Annotated in this window: 15 protein-coding genes; 8 read left to right on the top strand and 7 right to left on the bottom strand. The window is 57.8% G+C overall.

Translation table 11 applies throughout. From position 1 onward, the window contains the following. Positions 1-141 precede the first annotated feature (141 nt). On the bottom strand, positions 142-363 hold the full coding sequence (gene rpmE, locus RVM24_RS21030; protein ID WP_058090079.1) for a 50S ribosomal protein L31: 222 nt from the start codon (positions 361-363) through the stop codon (positions 142-144). Positions 364-596: 233 nt separating this feature from the next. On the opposite strand from rpmE, the gene RVM24_RS21025 reads away from it, so the two are divergent. From RVM24_RS21025 to RVM24_RS21000, 6 genes are all read left to right on the top strand, one after another. Further along, entirely contained in the window at positions 597-2,762 is a 2,166-nt protein-coding gene (locus RVM24_RS21025) for a primosomal protein N' (protein ID WP_431474702.1), read from the top strand. 120 nt (positions 2,763-2,882) lie between these two features. Then, positions 2,883-4,568, top strand: coding sequence for an arginine--tRNA ligase (argS, locus tag RVM24_RS21020; protein ID WP_431474701.1), 1,686 nt, complete (start codon positions 2,883-2,885; stop codon positions 4,566-4,568). A gap of 7 nt (positions 4,569-4,575) precedes the next feature. Further along, positions 4,576-5,223 (top strand): SPOR domain-containing protein, encoded by a 648-nt coding sequence (locus RVM24_RS21015; protein ID WP_286920901.1) that lies wholly within the window; start codon positions 4,576-4,578, stop codon positions 5,221-5,223. A 240-nt stretch (positions 5,224-5,463) separates the two neighbouring features. Next, positions 5,464-5,994, top strand: coding sequence for an ATP-dependent protease subunit HslV (hslV, locus tag RVM24_RS21010; RefSeq protein WP_058090075.1), 531 nt, complete (start codon positions 5,464-5,466; stop codon positions 5,992-5,994). A gap of 11 nt (positions 5,995-6,005) precedes the next feature. Next, positions 6,006-7,337, top strand: a complete 1,332-nt coding sequence (hslU, locus tag RVM24_RS21005; protein ID WP_431474700.1) for an HslU--HslV peptidase ATPase subunit — start codon at positions 6,006-6,008, stop codon at positions 7,335-7,337. Positions 7,338-7,585: 248 nt separating this feature from the next. Further along, positions 7,586-8,791, top strand: coding sequence for a Fic family protein (locus RVM24_RS21000; RefSeq protein WP_431474699.1), 1,206 nt, complete (start codon positions 7,586-7,588; stop codon positions 8,789-8,791). Between the two features lie 44 nt (positions 8,792-8,835). Here RVM24_RS21000 and RVM24_RS20995 read toward each other — a convergent pair whose 3' ends face one another. From RVM24_RS20995 to RVM24_RS20985, 3 genes are all read right to left on the bottom strand, one after another. Further along, a complete protein-coding gene (locus tag RVM24_RS20995; RefSeq protein ID WP_431474698.1) occupies positions 8,836-10,077 on the bottom strand; it encodes a patatin-like phospholipase family protein in 1,242 nt (413 codons plus the stop codon). A gap of 90 nt (positions 10,078-10,167) precedes the next feature. Then, the gene (gene ptsP, locus RVM24_RS20990) at positions 10,168-12,474 is read right to left on the bottom strand and encodes a phosphoenolpyruvate--protein phosphotransferase (RefSeq protein WP_058090072.1); all 2,307 of its coding nucleotides are present in this window, start codon (positions 12,472-12,474) and stop codon (positions 10,168-10,170) included. 12 nt (positions 12,475-12,486) lie between these two features. Then, entirely contained in the window at positions 12,487-13,017 is a 531-nt protein-coding gene (locus RVM24_RS20985) for an RNA pyrophosphohydrolase (RefSeq protein WP_061332397.1), read from the bottom strand. A 170-nt stretch (positions 13,018-13,187) separates the two neighbouring features. Between RVM24_RS20985 and RVM24_RS20980 the strand changes: the two genes are divergently transcribed. Next, a complete protein-coding gene (locus tag RVM24_RS20980) occupies positions 13,188-13,844 on the top strand; it encodes an HAD family hydrolase (protein ID WP_152437309.1) in 657 nt (218 codons plus the stop codon). Between the two features lie 156 nt (positions 13,845-14,000). Here the strand turns inward: RVM24_RS20980 and RVM24_RS20975 are convergent, their stop codons facing one another. The 3 genes from RVM24_RS20975 to RVM24_RS20965 all read right to left on the bottom strand — a co-directional run bounded on the left by RVM24_RS20975 (position 14,001) and on the right by RVM24_RS20965 (position 16,706). Continuing rightward, positions 14,001-15,197 (bottom strand): class I SAM-dependent rRNA methyltransferase, encoded by a 1,197-nt coding sequence (locus tag RVM24_RS20975; protein WP_152437308.1) that lies wholly within the window; start codon positions 15,195-15,197, stop codon positions 14,001-14,003. Positions 15,198-15,374: 177 nt separating this feature from the next. Beyond that, on the bottom strand, positions 15,375-15,767 hold the full coding sequence (gcvH, locus tag RVM24_RS20970; RefSeq protein WP_072678341.1) for a glycine cleavage system protein GcvH: 393 nt from the start codon (positions 15,765-15,767) through the stop codon (positions 15,375-15,377). A gap of 48 nt (positions 15,768-15,815) precedes the next feature. Beyond that, on the bottom strand, positions 15,816-16,706 hold the full coding sequence (locus RVM24_RS20965; RefSeq protein ID WP_431474697.1) for a LysR family transcriptional regulator: 891 nt from the start codon (positions 16,704-16,706) through the stop codon (positions 15,816-15,818). A gap of 114 nt (positions 16,707-16,820) precedes the next feature. On the opposite strand from RVM24_RS20965, the gene metE reads away from it, so the two are divergent. After that, on the top strand, positions 16,821-19,091 hold the full coding sequence (gene metE / locus RVM24_RS20960) for a 5-methyltetrahydropteroyltriglutamate--homocysteine S-methyltransferase (RefSeq protein ID WP_431474696.1): 2,271 nt from the start codon (positions 16,821-16,823) through the stop codon (positions 19,089-19,091).

The following is a 19,091-nucleotide window of genomic DNA, read 5'->3' as shown; positions in this document are numbered from 1 at the left end:
ACCGCCCCGAAACGACAAGCCAAAACCGAATATTTTATGACCTGTCAATAGTGCATTTTGCGTATAAGTCATCGAAAAAACCGACGTCCGGAGACAAAAAAAGCGCCCTCAGGCGCTTTTTTTGCAACATTTCGGTGCAGATCAGGCTTTCTTGCCACCGATACGGCTACCGAAACGCTTCTGGAACCGATCGATACGACCGCCGGTGTCCATAACCTTCTGCTTACCGGTGTAGAACGGGTGGCACTGGGAGCATACGTCCAGCTGCAGATCGTTACCCACGGTGGAACGGGTCTTGATCACGTTACCGCAAGAACAGGTGGCGGTAATGTCTTCGTACTTCGGGTGAATACCTTCTTTCATGGCGAACCTCTGTCGGTCATGCCGCTACCTGATCACCCGCCGAGAAACGGCCTACATGCCAGGCACCGCATGTTTGAATCAATTGGAAAGACCGTGCACAATCATGCCCGGCCATAAACAGACTGCGAATCTTACTGACAAACCCGGCCACAGGCAAGTATCTTGACTCCTCGAAAGACTCCAGAACACAACGCCCGGCGCCAAACGGCCCGCCATCAGGATACGCAGATACCGTGACACGGCCAGCCATCGCCCGCATCGCCCTGAACCGCCCCCTGCGGCGACTGTTTGACTACCTGATTCCCGACAGCCTGGCGCTCGCACCTGGCCAGCGGGTTACCGTGCCTTTCGGGCGCCAGACTTTGACTGGCCTGGTAGTAGAGATCGGCGTTGAGCCCCCACCTGGCGTTACCTTGAAGGCCATCAAAGGCACACTGGAAGCCTGGCCAACCCTGCCAGAGAACACCTTCAAACTGCTGACCTGGGCCAGCGATTATTACCAGCATCCATTGGGGGAATGCCTGTTCACTGCTCTCCCCCCAGCCTTGCGAAGAGGTCGCCCCGCTCAGGAGAAAGCGGATGAAAGCTGGCACCCGACGGTAACAGAGGCTGTCTTACCAGCCAACGCGCATCGGCAGGTCGCCCTGTTCAATGCCATCAAGGAATCACCTGGCATTAGCTCCAGCGCGCTGGTGAAATCCGGCTTCAGCCGGGCCCAGATTCGTAACCTGCAACAAAAAGAGTTGATCACCGAGGGCGCCAAAGCCATAACTGCGCCGGCCACCAAGGACCTACCGGCCCCGACACTGTCGGCCGCCCAACAGGCAGCGTCAGCTCAGATGCCGGAGCACACACACGAATTCTCTGCCACCCTGCTCTATGGAATAACCGGTAGCGGTAAAACCGAACTTTACCTTCATTATTTAAAAACGCACCTCAACGCGAACGAGCAGGCACTGGTACTGGTGCCCGAGATCAACCTGACACCACAAACGCTCGCTCGCTTCCGCCGATACTTCGGCGACCGTATTCAGGTATGGCACTCCGCCCTGAACGATGGTGAGCGCCTTAGCACCTGGCTGAAAATCCGCAATGGCGAACCGGTGATCCTGATCGGCACCCGCTCGGCAGTGCTACTTCCTTTTAACCATCTTCGCACCATCATCGTCGATGAAGAGCACGACAGCTCCTACAAACAGGGCGAAGGTTTCCGGTATTCCGGGCGGGACGTTGCCGTCTACCGCGCCCACCTGAACCAGTGCCCGGTAATTCTCGGCTCGGCCACGCCCTCCCTGGAATCCTGGCACAACGCGCAACAGGGCAAGTACCAACTGGTTCGACTGGAGGAAAGGGCCGGCAACGCAAAGCCACCCCAGCTTGAATTACTGGACATCCGAAGCCGGCCACTTGAAGCAGGGTTGTCCCGCCCGACCCTGAATTCGATCAAAGAAACACTCGGCCGGGGCGAGCAGGCACTGGTCTTCGTCAACAGACGGGGATTTGCCCCGGTAATGATGTGCTTTGATTGCGGCCACCTGGAAGAATGCCCACGCTGCGACACCCGACTGACCTACCACCGCCGCGACCACGCCATGCGCTGCCACCACTGTGACTTCCAGATGGCGGCCAGCCACACCTGCCCAAAATGTCATAGCGAGAACTACAAACCGGTTGGCCAGGGCACCGAACGCACCGAGGACACTCTCGCCGAGCAATTTCCTGACACCCCCATCGTTCGGGTAGACCGTGACAGCACCCAGCGCAAAGGCAGCATCCAGGCCATCCTGAAACGGGTAAACACCGGTGAACCCTGCATTCTTGTCGGCACCCAGATGCTGGCCAAGGGCCACGACTTCCCCAACGTCACCCTGGTATGCGTGGTAAACGCCGACGGCGGCCTGTTCAGTGTTGATTTCCGGGCGCCGGAACAGATGATCCAGACTCTGCTACAAGTTAGTGGACGCGCCGGCCGGGGGGACAAACCGGGAAAAGTGCTGATCCAGACCTGCCACAGCGACCACCCGCTGCTCTCCGCATTGTGCAAAGGCAATTATGCCGCCATCGCCGACCAGCTTCTGGCGGAACGCAAAACCGGCGCCTTGCCACCCTTCCGCCCCATGGCGATTGTGCGCGCAGAAGCCGACACCATGCAGAACAGCCTGCAACTTCTGGACACCCTGAAACCCATGGCGCAAAGCCCCGGCATCGAAATCTGGGGCCCGCTACCGGCGGTCATCGCCCGCAAAGCCGACCGTCACCGGGCCCAACTGATCCTGTGCAGCGACAGCCGAGGCCACCTCAACCGCGTGCTGACACAGCTCTGTCAATATCTGGACCAAACCAGATTGCCTTCCAGCACCCGATGGGTGGTTGATGTAGATCCCCAGGAAACCGGCTGATCAATTCACGCAGGCTGGCTTTTTGCTTACACCCAAACTTTCCGCGATAATACGCCTCTTCTGATTTCAACGGGCGCCCTGCCCTGTAACCATTCTCCTGAAAACCGAGTCATCTGACGCATGAAAGAGACCGTATCCGAGCTTCTCCAGTCTGCACTGGCCGCCCTGCAATCCGAAGGCACCCTGCCGGCTGACCAGGCCTTTACCCCTCAGGTGGGCAACACCAAGGACAAGTCCCATGGCGACTACGCCTGCAACATTGCCCTGATGGCCGCCAAGGCGGCTGGCTGCCCGCCGCGAAAGCTGGCCGAGGCACTGGTGGCAGCGTTGCCGGAAAGCGCGGCCGTGGAGAAGGTAGAGATTGCCGGGCCGGGCTTTATTAACTTTTTCATGAGCACCGCCAGCGCGTTCGGCATTGTGAACAGCATTCTGGATGAAGCGGAACAGTTTGGCCGTAACAACACCGGCCAGGGCGAGAAGGTTCAGGTGGAGTTTGTGTCTGCCAACCCCACCGGCCCCCTGCACGTGGGCCATGGCCGCGGTGCCGCTATTGGCGACTGCCTGTGCCGCCTGCTGGAAGCCAACGGTTACGATGTTACCCGTGAGTTCTACTACAACGACGCCGGTGCCCAGATCAACAACCTGGCCCTGTCAGTTCAGTCCCGCGTTAAAGGCCTGACGCCAGAAGACGAAAACTGGCCGGAAGACGGCTACCGGGGCGACTACATTGTCGACGTGGCCAACGCCTATATGGCCGGCGAAACCGTAATTGCCGACGACCGGGAAGTAACCGCCAAGGCCGACCCGGACGACCAGGACGCCATCCGCGAATTCGCCGTGGCTTACCTGCGCCGGGAACAGGACCTGGACCTGAAAGCCTTTGGCGTTCAGTTCGATGTGTATTTCCTGGAATCGTCCCTTTACGAAGATGGCAAAGTGGAAGCCACCGTTGAGCGCCTGAAAGCCAACGGCTACACCTATGAGCAAGACGGCGCCATGTGGCTGAAAACCACCGAGTTCGGCGACGACAAAGACCGCGTGATGCGCAAGAAAGACGGTGGCTACACTTACTTCCTGCCGGATGTGGCCTACCACCTGGATAAATGGCAGCGCGGTTTTACCACCGTGATCAACGAACAGGGCGCGGACCATCACTCCACCGTGACCCGCGTTCGCGCCGGCCTGCAGGCACTGAAAGCCGACATCCCCCAGGGCTGGCCGGACTACGTTCTGCACCAGATGGTGATGGTGACCCGCTCCGGCCAGGAGGTAAAAATCTCCAAGCGTGCCGGCAGCTACGTTACCGTTCGGGACCTGATCGACGAAGTGGGCCGCGATGCTACCCGTTTCTTCCTGGCGGCGCGCCGCGTGGATTCCCAGTTGACCTTCGATATCGACCTGGCCCGCTCCCAGACCAATGAAAACCCGGTGTATTACATCCAGTATGCCCATGCCCGTATTTGCAGCGTGCTGCGTAAGCTCGCAGCCGAGGGTGTACAACGGGGCATGAACGAATGTGTTGGCGACCTGAGCCTGTTAACCCTGGACGAAGAGAAAGAACTGGCCAATCAGCTGGCCAAGTATCCGGAGCTGATTGCCAACTCCGCCGCCCAGCGGGAGCCGCACCACCTCACCCATTACCTGCGTGAGCTGGCCGGCCAGTTCCACACCTATTACAACGCCCACAAGGTGTTGATTGAAGACACCGCCCTGCGGGATGCCCGTGTCAGCCTTTATCTGGCCGTGCGCCAGGTGATTGCCAACGGCCTGGATTTGCTGGGCGTTAGTGCGCCAGAGGAGATGTAAGAAGACCATGGCCAGAGACTACGCCAAGAAAGACCGGCCTGCGGGAAAAGGAGCGGCCTCGTCCAGAAAGCCCGCGCCGAAGCCCCGTAAAGCTTCCCCCGCCAAGCGGAGTGCGCCATCGCACTCCCAGCACGGGGCGCTGTCGTTCAAATGGATTCTGTCTCTGGCTGCGGTGGGTGGTTTTGTCGGCTTTATCGTGTATCTCAACACACTGCCTACGGGCCAGGAATCCGCCAGGCCGAGCCAACCCGCACAGCAGTCTGCCCAGCCCAAAACACCCGCGCCCAGCACGGCCAAGCAGGAGCCAAGCCGGCCACGGGAGCAGAATTTCCGGTTCTACGATATGTTGCCGGAATCAGAAGTGGTGCCCCCCACTGTTCAGGAATACGCCCCTAACCCTGCGCAGCAGGACTTCAACTATATTGTTCAATCTGGCTCCTTCCGCAGCCAGGAGGATGCTGAACGGCAGCGGGCTCAGATAGCGTTCCAAGGTTTGCGAGCCCAGGTTCAGCGCATTGATCTGGAAAGTGGCAGCGTGTGGTATCGGGTGAATGTGGGGCCGTTTGAGTCTCGCAGCCAGATGAATGCGGCGGTGGATAAGCTGGTTTCGATTAGTATTCAGCCTTTGGTTCGGAAGATACCGAAAGAAGGATAACTTTGGGTGCCAGGCAGGGTTGGGAGAAGACTTTCCAAAAACCGCTCCTTACGGCACATCCTTGTGGCGCTTCTGCTCCGCCATCCATGGCTCCGCAAATTTTTGGAAAGCCTTCTCCCAACCCTGCCCCGAACTCTTGCACCACCTTCTGCCCCCGAGGGGTCAAACTCTACCTTGAAATCCTGCCGCAAGCCTCCATAAAGCTCCAAGACACTTTTACATCAGGCAACTGGAGCCAAAATGACTACCATAGTTTCCGTCCGTCGGGACGATGAAGTCGCCATGGGCGGCGATGGCCAGGTTTCTCTGGGCAACACCGTCATGAAAGGCAATGCCCGTAAAGTTCGCAGGCTCTATAACGGCCAGGTGATTGCCGGGTTTGCCGGCGGCACCGCTGATGCGTTTACCCTGTTTGAACGCTTTGAAGCCCAGCTGGAGAAGCATCAGGGCAATCTGACCCGGGCTGCGGTAGAGCTGGCCAAAGACTGGCGTACCGATCGCGCCCTGCGAAAGCTCGAGGCCTTGCTGGCCGTGGCCGACAAAACCGCCTCGCTGATCATTACCGGTAATGGGGATGTCATCGAGCCTGAACAAGGGCTGATTGCCATTGGCTCCGGCGGCCCATTTGCCCAGGCCTCGGCGCGTGCGCTGCTTGAGAATACCGACCTGAGTGCGCACGAAATCGCCGAAAAGGCGCTCGAGATTGCCGGTGATATCTGCATCTACACCAATCAGAACCGCACTCTGGAAGTGCTGTCCTTCAAAGACTGACCGGAGCGACCATGTCTGCAATGACTCCCCGTGAGATTGTCCACGAGCTCAATAAACACATCGTGGGTCAGGATGAAGCCAAACGCGCCGTTGCCATTGCCCTGCGTAACCGCTGGCGCCGCATGCAGCTGGACAGCAGTCTGCGTGACGAAATTACTCCCAAAAATATTTTGATGATTGGCCCCACCGGCGTGGGTAAAACTGAGATTGCCCGACGCCTGGCCAAGCTGGCGGATGCGCCCTTCCTGAAGGTGGAAGCGACCAAGTTCACCGAGGTGGGCTACGTGGGCCGGGATGTGGAATCCATTATCCGGGACCTGGCGGATATGGCGGTGAAACTGCTCCGCGAAAAGGAGATGAAACGCCACGAGAACCGCGCCCTGGATGCCGCCGAGAACCGTATTCTGGATGCCTTGCTGCCACCAGCCCGGGATTTCAACGAAGACAGCCAGCGCGCCAGTAACGATTCCGCCACTCGCCAGATGTTCCGCAAAAAGCTGCGGGAAGGCGAGCTGGATGACAAGGAAATCGAGATTGATGTTCGCAGTGGCGGCGCCGGCGTTGAAATCATGGCTCCTCCTGGCATGGAGGAGATGACCAACCAGCTTCAGAGCATGTTCTCCAACCTGTCATCTGACAAGCGTAAGACCCGCAAGATGAAAGTGGCGGACGCCATGAAGCAGGTGAAAGACGAGGAAGCCGCCAAACTGGTGAACGAGGAAGAGATCAAGCACAAGGCCATTGATGCGGTTGAGCAGAATGGCATTGTGTTCATTGATGAAATCGACAAAGTCGCCAAACGCTCCGAGAACACCTCATCGGATGTCTCCCGCGAGGGCGTGCAGCGGGATTTGCTGCCGTTGATTGAAGGCAGCACCGTCAGCACCAAGTATGGCGCGGTGCGCACCGATCACATTCTGTTTATCGCCTCCGGCGCTTTCCACCTGTCCAAGCCTTCAGACCTGATCCCGGAACTGCAGGGCCGCTTGCCAATCCGGGTTGAACTCCAGGCACTGACACCGGATGACTTCAAACGCATCCTGACCGAACCAGATGCCTCTCTGGTACAGCAATACGAAGCCCTGATGGGCACCGAGGGCGTGAAGCTCAACTTCAGCGAAGACGCCATCGCGAGGATTGCAGAGGTGGCTTTCAAGGTGAACGAAACCACCGAGAACATCGGTGCCCGTCGCCTGCATACGGTACTTGAGCGCCTGCTTGAAAGCCTGTCGTTCGATGCCGGTGACAAAGTAACGGATGGCTTCGAGATTACTGCGGATTACGTAGAAGAGAAGCTGGGTGAGTTGTCAGAGGACGAGGACCTGAGCCGATACATCCTGTAACTGGCTTCGCCCGAAACAGAAATGGCCGGATGTGCTTGGCGCATCCGGCCTTTTTTGTACTTGATGAAGAAAGTCAGTTCCTTTAACCGGACAATAAACCGGACATTATCCCGCGATTTAACGGAGAACATTTCCCAAAAAACTCCCAACAACCCTTTTTATTCAAGCCCTGTATGGCATTATAAAAGCGGACATCAAACCGGACACACAACCCAGTTTCGCTCGCACAGATAAGCCAGAGGCGCTTTATGACATCATTCTTAGACCTAGCCCCTTTTGTGCCCCGGGAAGACGCTTTGCTCGAGCACAGACTTCTGGACCTAGCCAGCGAACTTAATCGTGAAGCGGCCAAGCTGACCGGCAAGTTGGCAAGTGAGACTGCAGAAACGATCCGCAAGCACATGGCGGTTATAAATTCCTACTACTCGAACCTGATCGAAGGCAATCGGACTTTGCCCCATGAGATCCGAGAGGCTCAACGTGGTGATTTCAGTCACGACCCGGTAGCAAGGGATTATCAGCTGGAATCCGTTGCACACATCTCAGCCCAGAACTGGATACAAGAGCAGAACCCGGAGCTGGCTCGCGTGTGTTCTCCGGAGTTTCTGCTGGCTCTGCATGAGCGCTTTTATCGGGATTTGCCAGACTCGCTGCGGCGTATGAAGACTGAAACGGGAGAAGAGTTTCTGGTCGAGCCAGGGGAATTCAGAAAACAGCCGGTCGCCGTTGGACGACACATCCCTCCAGCAGCAGAACATATAGAACAACTCGTTTCTCAAGCCCTTGAACACTACTCCAGCAGACTCTATGCCGGAGATAAACGCTTCATTGCCCTGGCCTGCGCTCACCATCGCCTGTTGTGGATCCACCCCTTTCTGGACGGAAATGGCAGGGTTGTCAGGCTCTGGACTGATGCCGTTTGGAGAGCCGCTGGCCTGGAGAGCATCGGCGTATGGTGTCTGAGCCGTGGCCTGGCCAGACAATCAGGCCATTACAAGGCAAAGCTAGCGCGAGCCGACTTCCCGCGACAAGGAAACCAGGATGGTCGCGGGCACCTCAGTGAAACAGAATTGGCCCTGTTTGTCCGGTTTATGCTTGAAGCTGCGAAGGATCAAGTGGCTTACATAGCCAGCCTCCTGGACCTTGGGGGAATGCAGAAACGAATTCAGAGTTATGTTCAGGCCAGAAATGAAGGTCGCGTTCCGGGAGCTGAAAGCGGCCTGAAGCCGGAGGCTACGCAAATTCTGTTTCAGGCTTTTATTCAAGGCACGCTTGAGCGGTCCAGCGCACTGGCCATGACCGGTACTTCGGAAAGCCGGACTTCAAGGAGACTGATCAAGCAATTGAAAGACGACGGGCTGCTGAGCGAGACAAGCTCCAGATCCCCTCTTAAATGGGAAATACCAGAGCATGCAGAGCCTTACTACTTTCCTCAGCTTGCTCCCGGCATCTGACTATTGATCACCGGTCACCCATAGCGCACCGGGCTCGCCCTGCATTACTGGACTTTCGAAAACAGGTGGGTCACGTTACTGATGCTGGCTGCCAGCGTGCCCTTCTCCGCCTGCTTCTTGCGCCCCTTGGCTACATACAACGGCAGCATTTCACCGTACAGGCTGGTACTGATGGTGCGTTGTTCATCTTCCAGGCGATCCCGGCGCAGCTTAATGCCATACTTGAGCAGCTTTGGCTCCAGCTCATCGGCCCGGTTCAGCAGGTCTCGGCGGGTCATCTGATAGGCGTGCTCACACACCATCCGCCGGCTCTGGAAGCTGAACACGTTGGAGAAGAACAGTTTGGCGTCGTCCCGGGTGGGCTCGAACAGCAGGATGTCTTTGTCCGGGTAGTCACGGCCGTACTGGGCAATGCCGGACTGCATCCGTGAGTAAACCATGGTGCGGTACGTCTGGGACAACAGGTTGGGCATGCCGGAACGTGTGAGGTCGCCCGGCTTCATGGTGCCTGCACGCACCGCTGCACTGGCATCAATAGGCACCTGGGGGTTCACCGCCAGCACCAGATCGGCGCCGTCTTCGAAGGCAACCGAGGCATGCAGCCCCTTACGCAAGGTGCCGTCTACATAGTAACGCCCATCGATGTCGACCGGCACATACAGCCCCGGCGAAGCCGTGCTGGCCTGGACCGCCTTGGAAATGGGCACGTGGTCATACCCCGGGGCACCAAAGCACACCGCTTCCGTGCTCTCCACATCCGCAGCTACCACGTACAGGCTACGCTTTAGCTGACGAAAATCGTTGGTGCGGCCAAGCATGGTAAACGCCCGCCGCAGGTATTCGTGCAGCCCCTCATTATCAAACAACCCGGCTGGCGCGGCCTGGGCCAGAATGGTCAAGGCTTCCAGCAGGCTCTGGTCGTAGGGGTTGTTGATAAAACGGCTGACAGCGGAAGACAACAAACCGGGGACCGCCAGCAAGCGACTACCGATCTCCCGGAATGCAGGGCGATAGAATACTTCCGGGTGAAACGGGTGAACCTCGGCTTCATTACGCACGAAGATACGACACAACTGGGCCGTGGTCATCTGATTGGCCAGGTTAGCCGCCACAAAGGAGCCAGAGTTAACCCCGACATAAACATCGATGTTATTGAAATCCAGGCCATCCAGGGCTTCGTCCAGCGCCCTTAGCGCTCCGATCTCATAAATGCCACCCAGTGGCCCACCGCCCCCAAGGGCGAGGCCAATGCGCGGTGCTGGCTTGAGCTCGGTCGCTTTGGTCATAGCCTGTCCTTCGTAGGTACTGCAGTAAGAATTACGTTACTAACCTATCAACGGATTTTAGAGTACGCACCCTATTACTGTCACAGTCGGTCAGGAAACCGCCTGCTCTGCCATCGCAGCGCTGGAGGACTTCACCGGTCGCAAATACCGGCCAAACCCGGCATTACGCAGGGCCAGGTCGACACAGCTCTTGATCACGTGGGGGGAATCCAGCAGCAGAACATCTTCCAGCAACTGGACAGCCCACTCCCTATCAATGCTGCGGATAACGGATTTCACCTTCGGCAGACTGGCCGCGTTCATCGACAGGGAATCATAGCCCATCGCCATTAACAGCAACGCGCCACCCGGGTCGCCGGCCAGCTCGCCACAGATGCCCACCGGCTTACCTACGGAGTGGGCGTCCTGGGCGATTCGCACCAATGCCTGTAAAACGGCTGGATGATAGGAATGGTAAAGCTGGGCCACCCGCGGGTTGTTGCGATCTACCGCCAACAGGTATTGCGTCAGGTCGTTGGAACCCACCGAGAGAAAGTCCACGCGCTCAGCCAGTTCACGAATCTGGTAAACGGCAGCCGGCACTTCCACCATCACACCCACTTTGGGCATGTGGATGTCGTAGCCTTCTTCGCGCACTTCGTGATAAACCCGGTAAATCAGGTGCAGGGATTCCTCCACCTCGGAAATGTTGCTGATCATCGGCAGCATGATCTGCAGGTTGTTCAAGCCTTCGCTGGCCTTCAGCATGGCCCGCACCTGAACAAGAAAGATCTCGGGGTGATCCAGGGTAACCCGGATGCCCCGCCAACCAAGAAAGGGGTTTTCCTCCTCAATCGGGAAATAGGTCAGGGCTTTGTCACCACCGATGTCCAGAGTACGCATGGTCACCGGATTAGGCGCAAAGGCTTCCAGTTGTTCCCGGTAATACTCCCGCTGCTCCTGCTCAGACGGAAAGCGGTCCTTGATCATGAACGGCACTTCGGTGCGATACAGCCCAATGCCTTCGGCCCCGTGAGACAGCGAGCGCACCACATCGGTCATCAGGCCGGTATTTACCAGCAGTGATACCCGATGGCCATCGGTGGTTTCGCAGGGCTTGTCCCGCAGCACCTCAAGCCCACGGATCAGCTCGTCTTCTTCCTCACAGATGGCCTGGTAGAAAGCGCGAAGATCCGATGACGGCGAGGCAAAAATCTGCCCTTCAAAGCCGTCCACCACCAGTTCTCGGCCATCCAGCTGGTTGACCGGAATATCCACCAGCCCCATCACCGTGGGCACACCCATGGCGCGGGCCAGTATGGCCACATGGGAGTTACTGGACCCTTTGACGGACACAAGGCCAACCAGTTGCCCTTTCGGCACTTCGCCCAGCATGGCTGGCGTCAGTTCTTCACTGACCAGTACCGTGTGCTCCGGGTATTCCTGAAGCTTTTGCTCGCCTTCCTGCATATGGGACAGCAGCCGCCGGCCGAGATCCCGAATATCCACAACCCGCTCCTGCAGGTAGAGATCATCCATCATCTCGAAATGGCGGATGTATTGCTGCACCACCTGCTTCAATGCACCCTGAGCCCAGATGCCTTCCCGAATTTTGATGGCCACTTCGCCTGGCAGGGCACCGTCATCCAGCATCCGCAGGTAAACGTCAAACAGAGCCTGTTCCTCAGGGCGAAGTTGCGAGGCCAGACGGCTCGCTACCCGCTCGATGTCTTCCCGAACGGCCTGCACGGCAGACTGGAACAGCGCCAGTTCCTGCTCGATGTTCTCGGTCGGCTTCTCCGGCACCACGTCCAGATCGGCGGACGGATACACCACCACACCAGTACCAATCGCGACACCAGGCGAGCCCGGCACACCATTGAAGCTGACATCCTGGGTTTCTTCCCCGGTCAACGACAAGCCACTGATGACCCCGGTGGCCTCACTGTGGGCAATGACACCCGCCAGCTGGGCCGAGACCGTGACCAGAAAGGCTTCTTCGCCCTCGTCAAAACAGCGGGAGCTCTCCCGCTGCTGAACCACCAGCACGCCCAGCACCCGGCGGTGGTGAATGATGGGCACACCCAGGAATGAACGGAAGCGTTCCTCACCCGTCTCCGGGAAGTAACGATAGCGGGGATGGGCTGGGGCATCTTCAAGGTTGATAGGCTCCTCACGGGAGCCCACCAGGCCAACCAGCCCCTCAGAATAAGCAAGACTGACCTTGCCAACAGAGTCTTTGTAAAGACCCTCGGTAGCCATCAGGATGTAACGATTGGACGCCGGATCTAACAGATAGACGGAGCAGACCTCGGTATTCATGGCCTTTTGCACCCGCGAGACAATGATATCCAGCGCCTCCTGCAGATCGCGGGCGCTGTTTACCTCTTGTACTAGACTTCGCAGGATGCTCAGCATGGAGTCAGTCCGTCATTTCTGGTGTTCCTTCAAACGCCGGTTCTGCTCACTCCGTTGCCACTGTTCCATGTTATGGAACAGCCTGGGAGCCAGCTCTCTCAGCGCGCGCCTATACACTTCTCTCTTGAATGAAACTACTTGTCCTAACGGATACCAGTAGCTTACCCACTGCCACCCGTCGAATTCCGGTGAATCGGTACCATCCACGCGCACATGCGCGTCTGGCGACATCATCCTCAGCAGGAACCATTTCTGTTTTTGCCCCACACAAACGGGGTGCGAGTTATGGCGTACCATCCTCCTCGGAAGCCGGTAACGCAGCCAGCCCCGGGTGCAGCTGATGATTTCCACATCGCTGGCACTCAGGCCGATTTCCTCTCCAAGCTCCCGATAAAGCGCATCCTCCGGTGATTCGTCGTGCTTGATACCACCTTGTGGAAACTGCCAGGAGTCCTGCCCTATTCGCCTTGCCCAGAGAACCTCTCCCCTGTGGTTGGCCAGAATGATTCCGACGTTGGGTCTGAAACCGTCTGAGTCGATCACGGCACAGTCCTCATAAAAGTCGGCACCGGTTAAGTTTTAACCGGCGAAAATTGTCCAAGTTGCTCTCATTCTTACAGAATCCCAAGGCTTCGGCAAACGGAGCCGTTAGCGGCAGGTCATGGTAGACTGTGGCTCCTGCTTCAGAGCCCGTCACAATGGGAGGAAACGGCTTGACGCTCGCAATATTTGATCTGGACAACACCTTACTGAACGGTGACAGCGACCACGCCTGGGGTGAATTTCTGGTGGAAGAGGGCATGGTGGATGCCGAAGAGTACAAGCGCGCCAATGACCGCTTTTACGAAGAGTACCTGAACGGAGAGCTCGACGTATTCCACTATCAGCGCTTTGTCCTGGCACCACTGACCCGGCACAACATGGACGAACTGGAACGCTGGCGCGAAGCCTTCATGGCCAAGAAAGTACAGCCCATGATGCAGGATAAGGCGGCGAAGCTACTGGCCGACCACCGCGAACAGGGCCATACCCTGATGATTATCACCGCCACCAACCGATTCATTACCGAGCCAATTGCTGAACTAATGGGCATTGAGCACCTGATCGCCACCGAACCCGAGCTGGTCAACGGCAAATTCACCGGTGAAGTGGCTGGCACTCCGAGTTTTCAGGAAGGCAAAGTGGAACGGCTGAACGACTGGCTGGCTGCTCACGGTGAGAGCCTTGAGGGCGCCTGGTTCTACAGCGACTCACACAATGACTTGCCGCTGTTGCGAAAGGTGGAGAACCCGGTGGCGGTGGATCCGGACCCGACGCTGGAGAAGACGGCTGTGGAGAATGGTTGGCGGGTTATGTCGTTAAGGGTCTGACCCCGAACGGGGTCTGACCCACTTTTGCCCGTCTGTTGCAACCAGATCGAACCATGGTGCTGGAGTCCAAAATGGGTCAGTCCCCATTCGGGGACAGACCCTTAAACAATGGTATTGGAGTCCAAAATGGGTCAGTCCCCGTTCGGGGACAGACCCTCAGAAAAACCCGGTCAGCGACCGTACAAAGCAGGACTTGATATAGTCCGTCTCCGGAATCCCCGGCACAATCGGATGATCCGGCGCCTGGTGCCCCTGCTCCAGTAGCTGCACAAACCGATCAATCTTGCGGCCGCTGCCACGAATAATGTCGATCAGCTTTTCCTGGGACAGATGCATGGAGCAAGATGCTGACACCAGCAATCCATCACGCTCCAGCAGCCTGAGCCCCAATTGATTCAGCCGGGCATAGGCCTGCTCCCCGGCCTTCTGGTCACGGCGGCGCGGAATCAGTGCGGGCGGGTCCAGTACCACAATGTCGAACTTCTCTTTCTCATCCGCCAAGGCTTTCAGGGCATCAAAGGCATCGCCCTCAATTGTGTCCACATTCTCCAGCCCGTTCAGCTTGGCATTGTGATGTACCGCATCCACCGCCGATGAGGACGCGTCCACACAGGTCACCTGGGATGCCCCGGCACAAGCGGCCTGAATCCCCCAACCGCCGACGTAACTGAACACATCCAGCACTTTCTTCCCGGGCGCATAGGCCTGCAGGCGTTGCCGATTCATACGGTGATCATAGAACCAGCCGGTCTTCTGACCACCGGCCAGCGGCACCTCAAAGCGAGCACCGTTCTCCTCCACCAGCACCGTGTCCGCTTCCGGCCCATGGGCAAACTCCACATAGGTGTCCAGCCCCTCAACCTTGCGCATCTTGCCGTCGTTCTTCAGCACAATAACCCGGGAATGAGCCAACCGCTGAACGGCACGCACAATGGCATCCTTCATCTGCTCCATGCCCGCAGTGGAAATCTGCACCACCACGACATCACCAAACCGGTCCACCACCAGGCCAGACAAACCATCACTGTCACCAAACACCCAACGGTAAAAAGGCTTATCAAACAAACGCTCCCGAAGACTCAGCGCCGCCTCCATCCGATCCGTCAACCGCTTAGGCGTCATGCCATGGTCCGCATCCCGACTGATCAGCCGGCCGCAAATCAATGCGTGAGGGTTCACAAACGCCACCCCCATCGGCTTGTCGTTCGAGGCACGCACCTGCACCTGCGCGCCGGGCTCAAACCCTGGCAGCGGGCTACGCTGGGTATCCACCTCATTGCTGTAAACCCACAAGTGGCCGGCACGGAGACGGCGTTCTGCGCCCTTGCGCAGGTAGAGAATCGGGAAATCCATCAAATAATCACCTGAATTTTGTCGGCAGGGCCATTTGCACAGCGTTGGGGGCGCGGTTCCGGGGGCGCTTCCCGAAACCTTGCGGAGCCATGGATGGCGGAGCAGAGCGTACAAGGACGTATTCACAGCGTGTTTCGGGAAGCGCCCCCGGAACCGCGACTTGCACCACTGTAAAAATTACTCGGCAGCAGCGACGTGCTCACCGTAAGCTGCAGCATCCATAAGGCCGTCCAGCTCACCAAGGTCCGCCAGCTTCACCTTGAACATCCAGCCATCGCCATAAGGATCTTCGTTCACAATCTCCGGCTCGTCTTCAAGCTTCTCATTAATCTCAATCACCTCACCCGTCACCGGGCTAAAAACATCCGAAGCCGACTTAACCGACTCGGCCACACCGGCCTCCTCACCACCATTCACCGTCGCACCAACCTCCGGCACACCGATATAAACCACATCACCCAACTGCTCCTGGGCAAAATCGGTAATCCCCACGGTGGCTGTGCCATCGGCATCCACCCGAACCCACTGATGAGTTTCGATGTATTTCAGATCTGCAGGAATATCGCTCATGATTTTGTGTGTCCTGTTGAAATTTTTCGCGCAGTTTAACCGAAGATCCTAGCCCCAGCGAACCTCACGCGCCAACTTCACAAACTCCGTAAGATAATCCACCGACTCATCCCGCTCCCGGAAGCCCAGAAAAATCTGTTTGGGCATACCCTCTTGACCCAGCTTCAGCGCAGTAATTGGCAGGTTTCTGGCGTACTCATCCACCAGCCAGCGCGGCAACGCACTCACTCCCCGGCCCGCAGCCACCATCTGCAACATGATATCAGTGGTTTCGATGGTCTTGTGCCGGGCGGGCGCGCAGTGGGCCGGCAGGAAAAACCGGGTAAAAATATCCAGCCGCTCCACCGCCACCGGGTAGGTAATCAGGGTTTCTTTCTCCAATTGGTGGGGCTCTACCCACGCCTTGCCCGCCAGCGGATGCCCTTCAGGCACCACCAACACCTGCTCGTAGTCGAACACCGGCTCAAAACATACTCCCGGCTTGTGCAGCGGATCTGGCGTTACCAGAAGATCGATGTCATGGCCGAAAAGCGCCCCCATACCACCGAACTGGAACTCTTGCTTTACATCCACATCCACATCCGGCCAATGCTGCAAGTAAGGACCCACTACCTTCAGAAGCCATTGATAGCAAGGATGGCACTCCATCCCCACCCGCAGACTCCCGCGTTGCCCCCTGGCAATCTGTCGAACCTGCATTTCCGCATGCTCAAACTGGGGCAACAGGCGGTTTGCCAACCCCAGTAGCTGACTGCCCGCCTGGGTGAACCTCAGTTGCCGGCCCTCCCTCAGCCAGACCGGCGTGCCCAGTTGCTGCTCCAACTTGCGAACCGCATGGGACAGCGCGGATTGAGTCAGGTGCAACTGTTCCGCTGCCGCCGTCAACGAGCCATGGCGCTCCACCGCTCGCAATATCTCCAGGTGATGTCGTTCAATCATGGCCAACCCGTGAATTATTCTCATGAATAGGTGAAATAATACCATTTTTATTCATGCCATCACCCACCTAACCTTGAAGGCCTTTAACAAACCACGGAATTCAAGGACTCAATCATGGCAATCACTCACAACCTGGGCTTCCCCCGCATTGGCGGCCAGAGGGAGCTGAAATTCGCACTGGAAGCCTACTGGGCTGGCCGGCAGACCGAGCAAGAATTAGCCATCACGGCCGCCGACCTGCGCCGGCGCCACTGGCAGCAGCAAGCCGGGCTGGACTATGCACCGGTAGGTGAATTCTCCCTTTACGACCAGGTATTGGATATGTCCGTCACCCTCGGCAACCTGCCAGCACGGGCCAAAGACAAAGAAGGCTCGGAACTGGACGCCTACTTCCGTGCCGCCCGGGGCCGCGGCGCCAACGATAGCCCCTGCTGCGCCACCGCCGCTGGCGAAATGACCAAGTGGTTCGATACCAACTACCACTACATCGTGCCGGAGCTGCATGCCAAAACCCGGTTCGAGCTGAATCCCGAACGCCTTCTGGCCCAATTGGCTGAAGCACGAAAACAGGGCGTTAATGCCAAGCCCGTGATCATCGGGCCCGTTACTTACCTGTGGTTAGGCAAAACCTCCGATGGCAGTCATCGCCTGGATTTGCTGGAGCGCCTGCTGCCAGTCTACTCGCAGCTACTGGAAGCCCTGGCCGATGCCGGCGCCGAATGGGTGCAGATTGATGAACCGGCCCTGGTGACCGATTTGGACGCCAACTGGCGCTATGCGTTCAACCTGGCCTATCATCAGTTAAAGGCCAATCGCCCGAAGCTGCTGCTGGCTACCTATTTCGGAGAGCTCCGGGATAACCTGCAACTGGCTTGCGAATTGCCGGTGGCCGGGCTGCACATCGATGCGGTGAGCGCCCCTGCTGAAGTCAGCCGAGTGGCAGATTGGCTGCCCAGCCACAAGGTGCTTTCCCTTGGTGTCATCAACGGCCGTAACATCTGGAAATCCGACCTGAACAGCATCCTGGAATGGCTGGAGCCGCTGAGTGAGAAATTGGCCGACCGCCTGTGGCTGGCGCCGTCCTGCTCGCTGCTGCATGTGCCGGTAGACCTGGATCGTGAGCAGGAGCTGGATACTGAGATCCGCAGCTGGCTGGCCTTTGCTGTGCAGAAACTTGATGAGCTGAGCACGCTGGCGAAGGCCCTCAACGAAGGCCGCGCCAGTGTTCGCGCAGAGCTGACGGCAAACCAGCAGGCCATTGACAGCCGCCAGAACTCCGACCGTGTTATCAACCCGGAGGTTCGCCGTGCCATCGCGGCAGTGACGCAGGAACTGGGCAACCGCCAAAGCCCCTACCCCCAGCGAATTGCCAGGCAGCGTCAGATTCTGAACCTCCCGGCGTTCCCGACCACCACCATCGGTTCTTTCCCGCAAACGCCGGAGATCCGCCAGGCAAGGTTGCAATTCCGTAAAGGCGAACTGACCGGGCAAGCCTATACCGAGCAGATGCAGGCAGAAATCGCCCGATGCATCGAAGAACAGGAAAAGCTTGGACTGGATGTGCTGGTTCATGGTGAGCCAGAGCGCAACGACATGGTGGAATACTTCGGTGAGCAGCTGGAAGGCTATGCCTTTACCCGCTTCGGCTGGGTGCAATCCTACGGCTCCCGCTGTGTAAAACCGCCCATCCTGTTTGGGGACATTCGCCGCCCCCAGGCAATGACGGTGGACTGGATTCGCTATGCTCAATCCCTGACCGAAAAACCGGTCAAAGGCATGCTTACCGGCCCAGTGACGATTCTGAACTGGTCTTTCGTGCGGGACGATCAGCCAAGGAAAGACTCCTGCCTGCAACTGGCCCTGGCCATTCGTGAAGAGGTACAGGACCTGGAAAAGGCTGGCGTGAACATCATCCAGATCGACGAAGCCGCGTTGCGGGAAGGCTTGCCCCTGCGCCAGTCAGACTGGGCAACGTACCTGGACTGGGCGATTAACAGCTTCCGCATCGCCGCCAATGGCGTGGATGACTGCACCCAGATTCACACCCACATGTGTTATTCGGAGTTCAACGACATCATTGAGGCCATCGCCCACATGGATGCCGACGTGATCACCATCGAGACCTCGCGGTCTGACATGGAGTTACTGGATGCTTTCCGGAACTTTGAATACCCGAACGACATCGGCCCGGGCGTGTACGATATTCACTCCCCCAACATTCCGGACAAGCAACACATCATCAATCTGATGACCCTGGCGGCAGAACGCATCCCGGCAGAACGATTGTGGATTAACCCGGACTGCGGTTTGAAAACCCGTAAATGGGAGGAAGTGACGCCAGCGCTGGAGACGATGGTTGCAGCGGCCCAGGCGTTGCGGGCGTAA

Origin of the sequence: Marinobacter sp. KM021, from assembly GCF_050707965.1 — a bacterium.
Lineage (GTDB): Bacteria > Pseudomonadota > Gammaproteobacteria > Pseudomonadales > Oleiphilaceae > Marinobacter > Marinobacter shengliensis.
The sequence above is the reverse complement of the archived record's forward strand: the minus strand, read 5'-3'. Positions and strand labels throughout refer to the sequence as shown.

What these genes read in the sequence shown, in the direction of transcription:
- RVM24_RS20975 (WP_152437308.1), bottom strand. Translation starts at nt 15,197, where the DNA reads ATGGATTTCCCGATTCTCTACCTGCGCAAGGGCGCAGAACGCCGTCTC.
- gcvH (WP_072678341.1), bottom strand. Translation starts at nt 15,767, where the DNA reads ATGAGCGATATTCCTGCAGATCTGAAATACATCGAAACTCATCAGTGG.
- rpmE (WP_058090079.1), bottom strand. Translation starts at nt 363, where the DNA reads ATGAAAGAAGGTATTCACCCGAAGTACGAAGACATTACCGCCACCTGT.
- RVM24_RS21015 (WP_286920901.1), top strand. Translation starts at nt 4,576, where the DNA reads ATGGCCAGAGACTACGCCAAGAAAGACCGGCCTGCGGGAAAAGGAGCG.
- RVM24_RS20965 (WP_431474697.1), bottom strand. Translation starts at nt 16,706, where the DNA reads ATGATTGAACGACATCACCTGGAGATATTGCGAGCGGTGGAGCGCCAT.
- RVM24_RS20995 (WP_431474698.1), bottom strand. Translation starts at nt 10,077, where the DNA reads ATGACCAAAGCGACCGAGCTCAAGCCAGCACCGCGCATTGGCCTCGCC.
- hslU (WP_431474700.1), top strand. Translation starts at nt 6,006, where the DNA reads ATGTCTGCAATGACTCCCCGTGAGATTGTCCACGAGCTCAATAAACAC.
- hslV (WP_058090075.1), top strand. Translation starts at nt 5,464, where the DNA reads ATGACTACCATAGTTTCCGTCCGTCGGGACGATGAAGTCGCCATGGGC.
- RVM24_RS21000 (WP_431474699.1), top strand. Translation starts at nt 7,586, where the DNA reads ATGACATCATTCTTAGACCTAGCCCCTTTTGTGCCCCGGGAAGACGCT.
- metE (WP_431474696.1), top strand. Translation starts at nt 16,821, where the DNA reads ATGGCAATCACTCACAACCTGGGCTTCCCCCGCATTGGCGGCCAGAGG.
- argS (WP_431474701.1), top strand. Translation starts at nt 2,883, where the DNA reads ATGAAAGAGACCGTATCCGAGCTTCTCCAGTCTGCACTGGCCGCCCTG.
- ptsP (WP_058090072.1), bottom strand. Translation starts at nt 12,474, where the DNA reads ATGCTGAGCATCCTGCGAAGTCTAGTACAAGAGGTAAACAGCGCCCGC.